This is a genomic window from Paenibacillus sp. FSL K6-1230, assembly GCF_038002385.1.
GTDB lineage: Bacteria > Bacillota > Bacilli > Paenibacillales > Paenibacillaceae > Paenibacillus > Paenibacillus massiliensis.
Genome location: NZ_JBBOCK010000008.1, coordinates 1 through 4,394, shown reverse-complemented (window position 1 = coordinate 4,394; position 4,394 = coordinate 1). Strand labels below are relative to the sequence as shown.

Below are 4,394 nucleotides of genomic sequence, written 5' to 3'. Positions count from 1 at the left end.
GGGTTGGGGAGTTCGATAAAGGGGGTCTGGGGAAGGGTTCCCCGGTGGGTTTGGGCAACGCCCAAGGTTTGGTTTTGGTCACGTAGTGACTCGGCTATGCCGACAAGGGCCTCGCAGAGCCCTATATATTTTTGATGCGATAGCGTCAAAATATGTATAGGGTTACGTTGATTGACTCCATTTCGTCGCTTTGCTAGACTCGTGGTATCAATCATTCTAGGGAAGTGGGTGCATGTGGTGTTACGTTCTATCTCATTTAATCAATCTCACAAAAGTTCCATCAGTCATAACAATCGAGAAAATACACATGGAAATCCTGGTATTGATCCATCCAGGTTAGAAGAGAATATATATTTTGTTCAAAAGGACATTCGGAGTGTATACAAAGAGGTATTTCAGAAAGCAGTAGATACTTATAACGAGAAACAAAAACGGAATGACCGCAAAATTCAAGATTACTTTGAAAAAATCAAGAAAAGTGAAAAGGTACATGAACAACGAGAACTGGTTGTAGCGATTGGGGAAGGTAAAGACGATCCAATGTGTAGGAAAGAGAAAAAAGAAGCGCTACAGAGGTATGCGGAAGTTTTTCAAGAACGGAATCCGAATCTAGCAGTCTATAACATGGTGTTACATGATGATGAAGCCAATCCGCATCTTCATATCAACTATGTGCCGCATTTCGCAAGTAGTCGGGGATTAACGAAGCGTGTCGGAATGGATAGAGCCTTGCAACAACAAGGCGTGGAAGGAAAAGGGATGGAACTGATTGCAAATTGGAGAGCGGTAGAAACGGCATATATCGAAACATTGGCGAAAGAACATATTCCTGATTTCGAACGAGCGAATGTAGGGTCTCATAAGTACATGAAAGTAAAACAATACAAAGAATATGCGGAAACAAAGTCCGTTGTAGAAAAGCAGGTACAGGAAAAAGAAAACTATTTACAACGGGTAGACAAAGAAGTGAAACAGTCAGAGGGGAAAGTAGAAGAATTACAAACGATACAAGGACAGTTAGAACAGATTGTGAGAGAACAACAAGAACAGAAGAATCTACAAAAACAAGTAGTTGATACAAAAGAAGAGATTACGAAATTAAAAGAAACGAAGGAGCATGTACAAAACGATATACAAGGATTTCCTTTATTTGATATGAGAAGGTTGAAAGCAGAAACAGAAAAAGTAGGATTGCTGAAAAAGAAAGAAGTAAAAACAGGAAACTATATTTTGACACAAGAAGATGCTCAGAAGCTTTCTAAGCGCCTTAGAGGTGTTTCTGGCATCAAAGAAGGGTTAAGTACTATAGAGAGGTCTAAAAGATTACTAGAAGCTCAGGAGACAGCTTTAAATGAAAGAGAAGAGTTTATTAATCAAAAGGAGTTGGATATCAGCTATAAAGAATTAGAAGTGAATCAAAGGGAACGAAGTTTGATTGGGAAAGAAGTAGCCATTGAGAATGGTCAAACATGGTGGGAAGAAAAGCAAGTATTACAAGAGCAAGTGAATCTATTAACCGTAGAAAATAGTCGTTTGAGACGAGCGTTAAACAAAGTGAATGAAATGTACGAAGGATTAAAAATGAGTTTTGCGAATGTAGCGAAAGCAGTTGGTATGATGAAATATAGCAAGAAGGAATATGAACAACCGCTAAATGAACGAGGAAATCGATTGGTAGATGCGATTGCAAATTACACAAGTTATTGGCTTCGAAAAATGGGAAGTGAGGATCTGGCGGAAAAAGTAGATAAGGAAATTGGATTGAGTAAAGGAATACAACAATCTGTACAAGCGTTAGAACCGAAAAAAGAACGCGATAGAGGGTTTGAACATGAAATGTAAGTTTTTTATAAAAATATGTGTTTGGAGTGGGTTTTGAATTAAGAAGAATTTTGGGGAGGGGGGAGACTACGACATCCCCCCTAGGAGGTCATTGGTCAGAGGTCAAATCGAGTTCGACTTTACTCTCCCAAGGCTTTCGGGGTTTTTTTTTGCAGAAGTCAGTCATATCAAGGGTTTCGGCGATGGTTTTTTTTGTAAAAACCCATCGCACCAAGGGTTCACGTCATATCTGTAAAAAAATGTAACTCTAGATATATACAGAAAAATATTGACAAGTCTAGACTTGTGGGTGTATGATTTTTATAGGTTTTTAAATTTAGGAGGTTCTAAAATGGCTAGAAAAAAAATTGGTATTACATTGACTGATGAAACGTTGGGGAATTTAGATGATATTTGTAAGAAAACTGGTTTAACGAAGTCGCAAGTAATTGCGTTTTTAATTAACACTTATGGTTTGGAAAAGTTCGGTGAGAAAAAATAAAAAGCGTAGCATCGGACGGGATGCTACGCTTTCGAAAAAAACTAATTGGATAGGATGATTATATATGGTGAAAAGGAAAAATTCAAATTCAAAAGATGAACGAACCAGAAACTGGACGTTCATTGTTTATCCAGAAAGTGCGCCGGAGAATTGGCGTGAAATTATTAATGATTTACATACACCGTGGATTGAAAGTCCGTTGCATGATAAAGATATTAATCCTGATGGTGAAATAAAAAAACCTCATTGGCATGTCATGATGATGTTTTCAAATAAAAAGTCATATGAGCAGGTTAGAAAGATTACGTTTCAGTTGCGATCACCTAATCCGCAAAAGGTAGCAAACCCTAAAGGTATGGTTCGTTATTTTTTACATTTGGATAATCCAGAAAAATTTCAATATTCTAAGGGTGGTTTAGTTGCGCATTGTGGGGCGGATTTTGCTCAATATTTAGCTGTTTCAAAGGGTGAACGTTATGAGTTAATTCGTGAGATGATGGAGTTTGTAAATACTAATAGAATTATAGAAATGAAAGATTTATTGGATTATGCAATGGATAAAAGGTTTGACGATTGGTTTCCGTTGCTTTGCGATAATTCGGCTTATATTATGGAATCGTATATTAAATCTACTCGGCATAGTAGTTGATATTAATAAGTTATCAACTATGGTAACTATTTATGTAAAAAAGTCTTATATATTAAGGCTTTTTTTATACTCTTCGCGTCTTTTGTAATGAAGGTTAAAACAAGAAGATACTTTATGCAGCCTTGAAGTTAATTTCGTTAATTTTTAATGAAATTAACTATTTGTTTCATTTTGTTAATAAAACCAATGTTCTTTCTTTATTGTATCGATATTTGGTTTGTATTACCAGACTTGTTTAATTATTTAATGAGATATAAGGTTATTAAGGTATAAAATTTTAAAGCAATAGGTGGTTATAAAAATGAGCTTAAAAAATAAGTTTCTATGTACTTCATTGGCATTATCTATAGGGATTGGTTTTGTAATGCCTAGTTTTTATGTGTCTGCTGCAACAAACATTTCAGTTCAATCATTAGAGGAGGACAAACAAATCAATGAATTAGCTGAGCAATTAAAATTTTTAAATGAAGAAGCATTAGTGATTCAAAATGGTGAAAGAGTTTTCGATTTTAATAAAATTGAAAATAAATATGGAGCTAACTATGCTAATAATTTAAAAAACGATATTGTTATGATTGAAGAAATGAATGATGCAAAAGCTAAAAATCCATTTCATAGATATAAACGAAGTGCATGGACCGACTGTATGATTGATGCTATAAAAGATCATTTTGGGGTAGCTGCTGTTACTGCAGCTCTTGAAGGTGGATTGTGGGCATATCTTCAAAAAAAGGCATATAAAGAAGCGGCTAAATTATTGGTTAAATTTGCTGTTGGTTCAAATGCAGTTGGATTAGCGGGAACTCTTGTATATTATGGCGGAAAATGTACATATCAACATGGTTAAAATAATCAAATTTTAAAAAGGGGATTAGATTATGCATGTTCATAAATTTTTGTATGTAATGGTATATTTAGTTACTCCTCTTACATATTTCACAGTATCTATTCTTTGGAGTAATTTTATTTTAGAGAAATCTATGTGGACTAATTTATCAGACAATTTATCAATTATGGGGATTTATTATTTTTTTGTAAGTATTTTTTGGTTAATGAACATGAAAACTATTGATAGAGTAACAGAAAAAATAGAAAATAATAAAACAAAATAAAATTTAAAAAAAGCGTTGAGACATTCGTTCAACGCTTTTTTTATTGCGAAAGCAAGGGAATAGTTATATTGCATATGACTGAGGGTTTGATGAGTAATTGGAGCAACTTGCAAAACGACTATTGGGAGAAGAAAGATAAATGGTAAGAGTCCATGGTAAGCGGACTGGAATGGGTCAGCGATTTGTGCTGATCCATGAAAGGAGCATTAAGGAATGGACTCGTGCGACGGATTGTCCATCCTCTTGGCAGTTTCTCAAAACGACACGTTTTGGGGACGCCAACCGGCGAGGAAGCCCCTCAAGGAGTGAG

General features: G+C 35.3%; 4 protein-coding genes. All 4 read left to right on the top strand.

The features are described 5' to 3' along the window. Window positions 1-237: 237 nt before the first annotated feature. The 4 genes from MKX74_RS28135 to MKX74_RS28120 all read left to right on the top strand — a co-directional run bounded on the left by MKX74_RS28135 (window position 238) and on the right by MKX74_RS28120 (window position 3,819). Window positions 238-1,842: a plasmid recombination protein gene (locus MKX74_RS28135; protein WP_341180706.1), complete on the top strand. Its 1,605-nt coding sequence runs from the start codon at window positions 238-240 to the stop codon at window positions 1,840-1,842. Between the two features lie 331 nt (window positions 1,843-2,173). Further along, complete coding sequence (locus MKX74_RS28130; RefSeq protein ID WP_098873229.1) at window positions 2,174-2,323, top strand: CopG family transcriptional regulator; 150 nt, start codon at window positions 2,174-2,176, stop codon at window positions 2,321-2,323. A gap of 64 nt (window positions 2,324-2,387) precedes the next feature. Next, window positions 2,388-2,972, top strand: coding sequence for a replication protein (locus tag MKX74_RS28125; protein ID WP_098873230.1), 585 nt, complete (start codon window positions 2,388-2,390; stop codon window positions 2,970-2,972). Window positions 2,973-3,273: 301 nt separating this feature from the next. Next, complete coding sequence (locus MKX74_RS28120) at window positions 3,274-3,819, top strand: hypothetical protein (RefSeq protein WP_098873231.1); 546 nt, start codon at window positions 3,274-3,276, stop codon at window positions 3,817-3,819. Window positions 3,820-4,394 lie beyond the last annotated feature (575 nt).